Source organism: Puniceispirillum sp. (SeqCode) (genome assembly GCF_965657105.1).
GTDB lineage: Bacteria > Pseudomonadota > Alphaproteobacteria > Puniceispirillales > Puniceispirillaceae > Puniceispirillum.
Genome location: NZ_CBFHNB010000085.1, coordinates 1 through 6190, shown reverse-complemented (window position 1 = coordinate 6190; position 6190 = coordinate 1). Strand labels below are relative to the sequence as shown.

At 52.6% G+C, this 6190-nt stretch carries 7 protein-coding genes; 4 read left to right on the top strand and 3 right to left on the bottom strand.

From position 1 onward, the window contains the following. The 4 genes from ccmA to ccmD all read left to right on the top strand — a co-directional run. Positions 1–666, top strand: a 666-nt coding sequence (ccmA, locus tag ACTF7Q_RS09960) for a heme ABC exporter ATP-binding protein CcmA (RefSeq protein WP_438997686.1), incomplete at its 5' end; no start/stop codon positions are given. Further along, positions 659–1372, top strand: coding sequence for a heme exporter protein CcmB (ccmB, locus tag ACTF7Q_RS09955; RefSeq protein WP_438997685.1), 714 nt, complete (start codon positions 659–661; stop codon positions 1370–1372). The genes ccmA and ccmB, both read left to right, overlap by 8 nt. Positions 1373–1417: 45 nt before the next feature. Next, positions 1418–2155: a heme ABC transporter permease gene (locus ACTF7Q_RS09950; RefSeq protein WP_438997684.1), complete on the top strand. Its 738-nt coding sequence runs from the start codon at positions 1418–1420 to the stop codon at positions 2153–2155. Then, the gene (gene ccmD / locus ACTF7Q_RS09945; RefSeq protein WP_438997683.1) at positions 2152–2343 is read left to right on the top strand and encodes a heme exporter protein CcmD; all 192 of its coding nucleotides are present in this window, start codon (positions 2152–2154) and stop codon (positions 2341–2343) included. The genes ACTF7Q_RS09950 and ccmD overlap by 4 nt, the downstream gene beginning before the upstream one ends. Positions 2344–2350: 7 nt before the next feature. Here ccmD and ACTF7Q_RS09940 read toward each other — a convergent pair whose 3' ends face one another. The 3 genes from ACTF7Q_RS09940 to ACTF7Q_RS09930 form a co-directional block, all read right to left on the bottom strand. Beyond that, positions 2351–4420 carry an ASKHA domain-containing protein gene (locus ACTF7Q_RS09940; protein WP_438997682.1) on the bottom strand — a complete coding sequence of 690 codons (2070 nt, stop codon included), beginning with the start codon at positions 4418–4420 and terminating at the stop codon, positions 2351–2353. 30 nt (positions 4421–4450) lie between these two features. Continuing rightward, a complete protein-coding gene (locus ACTF7Q_RS09935) occupies positions 4451–5353 on the bottom strand; it encodes a methyltetrahydrofolate cobalamin methyltransferase (RefSeq protein ID WP_438997681.1) in 903 nt (300 codons plus the stop codon). A 199-nt stretch (positions 5354–5552) separates the two neighbouring features. Next, a partial coding sequence (locus ACTF7Q_RS09930) for a methylenetetrahydrofolate reductase (protein ID WP_438997680.1) occupies positions 5553–6190 on the bottom strand: 638 nt, incomplete at its 5' end.

The window sequence follows — 6190 nt, the reverse complement described above, 5'->3', positions numbered from 1 at the left end:
CCGGGGAACGAGCAACCGGGGCTTCGGCTTGACGCGGTGACGGTTCTGCGTGGCATCAGGCCGGTCATTCATGAATTCAGCAACCATCTTGATAATGGACAGCTTGGCCTTGTGCATGGTGCGAATGGTGTCGGCAAAACGACCTTGTTGCGCGCGATTGCCGGACGGCTTCCTCTGGCAAGCGGTGCTATCACATATAGGACACATACAAGCGTGGTAGCTAGCGGCGAGGTAGCTGGCGGCGAAGCGGCGCGGCTTTATGTGGGGCATCAGGATGGTCTGTCAAGTCTGATGAGCGGGCGTGAGAATCTGCAAAGCTGGGCCGCGATGACGGGCTATGCTGACGATTACAGGATTGAAGTAGCGCTCGAAGCACTGGGCTGTATGGGGTTTGCCGATAGCATGGTGCGGCTATTGTCGCGCGGGCAAAGGCGACGGCTGGCACTGGCACGGTTGATGCTTGGCCCGAAAACAGCCTTATGGCTTCTGGATGAGCCGAATGTAGGGCTTGATGATGATGCACGTACAGCTTTGGATCGCATTATTTGCGCGCATATTGACCATGGCGGCATGGTGCTGGCGGCAACGCATCTCGATCTGGGTGCAACGCTTGGCAAGACACGGCAGATATGGACGCTAGGGCATAAGGCGCACATAGATGCATAGTGTTTACGCGCAGATAAAACGTGATCTGACCATCGCCTGGCGTAGCCGACAGGATGTCGCGGTCATGCTGATTTTCTTTGTTATCATTATCGCCTTGTTTCCGCTGGCTTTTGGCCCGTCGGCGGCGATTCTGAAACCGCTGGCCGTACCGATCATCTGGATCGCGGCACTGTTATCGATTCTGGCTGGATTTGACAGTCTGTTTGCTGATGATGTGCGTGATGGCTGGCTTGACCAGATCAGTATTCCGGTGGTTGATGAAATGTCTGGCGAACCCGCAATCGGCGGGTTTTACCAATTAGGGCTTTATGCGCTGGCCAAAGCCGTAGCGCATTGGGTGAAAACCGGCGTGCCTTTGTTGCTGACAACGCCTTTGATGGCGATCATGCTTGCCATGCCATTGCATCAACTGGGTGCGTTAATTGTGGCACTGGCTGTGGGAAGCTGTTGCCTGACCTTGCTGGGGATCATGGGCGCGGCATTGGCACATGGCGCACGGCGCGGTGGCGGCCTGATGGCTTTGCTGGTGTTGCCTCTGGCTGTACCAGTGTTGATATTTGGGGTAATGGCCTCGCAACCTAATATGACCATGATCGTGACGCCTCATCTTATGCTATTGGGGGCGTTGGCGTTGCTGTTGCTGGCATTGGCACCACCGGTGGCGGCGATGGCGTTGATCGAAAGCGACGGCGGTAGCGGATCATGAGGCTGGATATTGTGATTTTAACAAAAAGGGCTATATCACACAGGCATGTTTGATTTTCTGGCAAACCCAACGCGCTTTATGCGCATCGCCGACTGGCTGTTCCGCCCGCTATTATTAATAACAGCGGTGACGATGGCCTATGGGCTGTATCTGGGGCTGTTTGCCTCGCCGCCTGATTATCAGCAAGGCGAAACCGTGCGGATCATCTATATCCATGTACCAGCAGCATGGCTGGCCTTGTTTGGCTATGTCGGATTGGGATTATGCGGCTTATTCTATATTGTCTGGCGGCATCCACTAGCGGATATTGCCGCCCGTGCGATAGCGCCTGTTGGTGCCATGTTTGCCTTTCTGACGCTGATAACAGGTGCCTTATGGGGCAAGCCCATGTGGGGCGCATGGTGGGTTTGGGATGCACGATTGACCTCGATGCTGATCCTGTTTTTCTTCTATCTTGGCGTGATCGCACTGGCGAACGGCTTTGACCGCCCTGAGCGTGGCAGTCGCCCAGCCGCCTTGCTGGCGCTAGTTGGGGTAATCAATGTGCCGATAGTCAAATTCTCGGTTGATTGGTGGCATACATTGCATCAACCAGCCAGTATCCTGCGCCGTGGGGGGCCTGCCATTGATCCGTCGATGCTGACGCCGCTTATTCTGATGCTGATTGCCTGTCATGGCTATTTTGCCCTAGTCGTGATTATGCGCATGCGGGCGCTGATCACCGCACGACGCATCGCCACGCTTGAATTAAAGCGCCTTGGCAAGGATGGTGGCATATCATGAACAGCCTATTCGAAATGGGACAATTTGGCGGGTTTATCTGGGCCAGCTATCTGATTGCCGGACTGGCGCTAGGCTGGATATTCATCGCCAGCTGGCTTCGGGCGAAGTCGCTTACAAACAGGCTGAACACAATGATGCAAGATGATACCAGCGATACCAAGGATAAAGACAAGAGCATAAGCGAATAGTAACAGCCTAGCTGGAACGCCGACGGCCACCTCGCCGACGGCCTCCTTCAAGCGCGGGGGCATCCTGTGCTGTCAGAATGCGTTCGGGCAATGGAACCATTGCCGCCAGTTTGGCATAGGGATCGCTTTTATGCGGGATCGCCATCGCCTTGACGAAATGATCCTGAAATGAGGGTTCAATCGCGGTTTCGATTTTTTCGATATTGCGCACAGTCTGTTCAATTTCAGCGCGGGCACCTTTATTCAGCAAGGCCATGCGCGCACCTGCACCTGCTGAATTTCCTGCCGCCCGAACATTTTCAAGCTCGCAATCGGGGATCATGCCAAGCACCATCGCATATTTGGGATCAATATGTGTACCAAAGGCACCAGCCAACACAACCTTGTCGATTTGGCTGATATTGATCTTATCCATCAATAAACGGAAACCAGCATACAACGCCGCCTTAGCCAGCTGGATCGCGCGCACATCATTCTGGGTGACGGTTACATTGTCGCTGACACGATAGCGGAATGTGCGGTCATCAGCCTCAATCCGCGGGCTGATCGCCGCTTTGCCGCCATCAATCACACCATCCATCGTGATGATGCCGGATAAATACATTTCGCCCAGAATTTCAATGATTCCCGATCCGCATATACCGGTAATGCCAGTGGATTTTACCGCTTCGTCAAAACCATCTTCATCCGACCATTGGTCAACGCCAATAACACAAAAACGCGGTTCCAGCGTTACCGGATCAATGCGCACACGCTCGATCGCCCCGGGGGCGGCACGTTGTCCAGATGAAATCTGCGCCCCTTCAAAGGCAGGCCCTGTCGGTGAAGATGCGGCCAGAAGCCGGTCACGATTACCCACGACAATCTCGGCATTGGTGCCCACGTCAATAAGCAATGTCATTTTATCGGTTTTCTGCGGCGCTTCGGCAAGCACGACACCGGCAGCATCAGCCCCAACATGCCCCGCAATACATGGCAGGATATAGGCGCGGGCACCTTGGTTCAAAGCTAGGCCAAGGTCGCAGGCTTTCAGACTGAGGGCGGTATCAATAGCCAGCGCAAAGGGGGCGCCGCCAAGCTCTAGCGGATCAATACCCAAAAGCAGGTGATGCATAACTGGATTACCAACCAGAACAATTTCGACTACGTCATCGCTCGACATGCCAGCCTGTTCAGCAGCCCCATCAATAAGTGTCTGCAAGCCCGCGATGACGGCTTTGGTCATTTCAGCAGGCCCGTCAGGATTCATAATGCCATAAGACACCCGACTCATCAGATCTTCGCCAAACCGAATTTGCGGATTCATGGCACCCGTTGATGCCAGCACCGCACCCGTTGCCATATCGCAAAGATGCGCCGACATGGTTGTCGAGCCCACATCAATAGCAACGCCAACAACCTTTTCCTTGAGGCCAGGCCAGATACCCGTCACATGACAGCCATCACGCAAGGCGACCGTAACAAGCCATTTCCCTTCGCGCAGAACAGGTTGTAATTGCTGAAGAATATGTAAATCACAAGTGATTTCGCCTGATACACGATCTGGCCATTGCTGTGCCAAGGCTTCGGACAGACGACGAAAATCCCCAGATGGTTCATGCATATCGGGCTCGCGCACCTCGACAAGGCACAGACGCACAACCGGATCCATTTCGATTTGACGCTCATCCGCCGCCTTGCGAACAAGCTGATTATGCACCTGACTTTCAGGTGGCACATCAATCACCGCATCGGCAAGCAGGACAGATTGACAGGATAGCCGCCGCCCATCAGCCAGACCGCGCTTACCCGCATAGCGGGTTTCAACCGCCGTTACCGCGCCAAGACTGTCAGCCCCTGATACGATACCATGTTTGGCAAATTCACCAGTGCCAACATTGATCTGGCAGCGTCCGCACATCGCCCGGCCGCCACAAACCGAGTCTATATCAACGCCAAGTTCGCGCGCAGCCTGTAAAACAGTTGTTCCCTGCGCGACTTTAGCCTGACGGCCTGATGGCGTGAAAACAATTTTGACATCTGTTTTGCCACTCGGGTTTGCATCGGGGGCATCGGCGATGGTTGTATCTGTGCTCATATAGCTTGCCTATCGTAATCGGACATGCCCCTAGGCACTGCGGCTACGACGCGTCTGGCGACGTTCGCGACCACCAGATCCTTCAGCAACAGGTTCGCGAAAACGCTTGATCCAGTTACGGCATTCAGGGTCATTACCATTCATAACATTGGCACCCATTATACCTGTCATTTCTTCAGAATGAAGCGGATTCATGATCGCCGATGTCATGCCTGCACCTGCTGCCATTGACAAAAAGGCGGCATTCATGCCATGTCGATTGGGCAAACCAAAGGAAATGTTAGAAGCCCCACAAGTTGTGTTGACCTTGAGTTCATTTCGCAACCGAATAATCAGATCCAACGCCGAACGCCCCGCCATATTGATCGCGCCAACTGGCATGATTAGCGGATCAACAATGACATCTTCGCGCGGAATACCGTAATCCTCAGCGCGCTCTACAATCATTTTGGCAACCTCATAACGGACATTCGGATCTTCAGAAATGCCAGTTTCGTCATTTGAAATTGCAACAACAGCCGCGCCATATTTCTTGACCAGTGGCAGAACGACTTCAAGGCGTTCTTCTTCGCCTGTTACCGAATTTACCAACGGCTTACCTTTATAAACAGATAGACCCGCTTCAAGCGCGGCAACAATCGAACTGTCAATCGCCAGCGGCACATCGACAACTTCCTGAACCAACTTGATTGACTCAGCCAGAATGGCCGGTTCGTCAGCCATCGGGATGCCCGCATTCACATCAAGCATAGTTGCACCAGCTTCAACTTGTGCTATGGCGTCTGCTATAACCCGCGAATAATCACCAGCCGCCATTTCGGCTGCTAGTAATTTACGACCCGTCGGATTGATACGCTCGCCAATGACACAAAAGGGTGCCTCAAAACCAATGGTAATTTCCTGTTTATCGGATGAAATAAGCGTTTTGGTCATGTGCCTAACTTTCTAAATATGGCTTGCCAATTCTGGTATTAAATTTTTTTAGCGTTGTAGTGTTTCTAGCTTTTGTTTTTTTTCGACAGTAAATGATATTAGGACACACAAAAGAAAGCCGAAGGCAATCAGCATTGTCGCATCAGATAAATTTGATCAGCCAAAGCGGCGTATCAGCACTTACTTACGCCGACTGAGATTACGCAACAAGTGCTTCGAAGCCACCTTTAGGCAAGCTTTTGATTTGCCCATCAGCGATAGCCTGTGCATAAGCTGCCGTTTTGGCAAAGCCACCAAACGGATAAAAATGGAAATGCTTAATCATGCAATCTTTGTCAGCCGCCATACCTTCGGCAAGGTTATCAAGAAGTATATGCGGCGATTGTACAGTCATCAATTTGGCTACATTCTTGGCCTGTTTGGCGATAAAGCGCATTGATGGGCCAATACCCGATACCTGGGCAAAGCGGAACAAGGTCTTGATTGTGGCAGGCCCCGGAATACCGACGCGGATTGGCAGATTATTGCCAGCCTCGCGGATTGATTTTTCCCAGGCCAAAACAATGTCAGCTTCGAAACAGAACTGTGTTTCGATATAGAGGTTCAGGCCATCGCGCTTGGCCAACTCATTTTTGAGAGCAAGCGCTTCGACGATTTCTTCGTCACTTATGTCGGGGCTACCTTCGGGATGGCCCGCCACACCGATATCAGTGATGCCATATTTCTGAATCAAACCCGTGTTCAGCACTTCGATGCTGGAGGCAAACTGACCAACCGGATTGTCAACACCACCGCCAATGACCAGAACTTCGCTAACGCCCGCTTTCTGGGTGAACG

Bases quoted from the DNA above. Each gene is read 5' to 3' on its own strand.
- ACTF7Q_RS09940 (WP_438997682.1), bottom strand. From the start codon at position 4,420: ATGAGCACAGATACAACCATCGCCGATGCCCCCGATGCAAACCCGAGT.
- ACTF7Q_RS09950 (WP_438997684.1), top strand. From the start codon at position 1,418: ATGTTTGATTTTCTGGCAAACCCAACGCGCTTTATGCGCATCGCCGAC.
- ACTF7Q_RS09935 (WP_438997681.1), bottom strand. From the start codon at position 5,353: ATGACCAAAACGCTTATTTCATCCGATAAACAGGAAATTACCATTGGT.
- ccmB (WP_438997685.1), top strand. From the start codon at position 659: ATGCATAGTGTTTACGCGCAGATAAAACGTGATCTGACCATCGCCTGG.
- ccmD (WP_438997683.1), top strand. From the start codon at position 2,152: ATGAACAGCCTATTCGAAATGGGACAATTTGGCGGGTTTATCTGGGCC.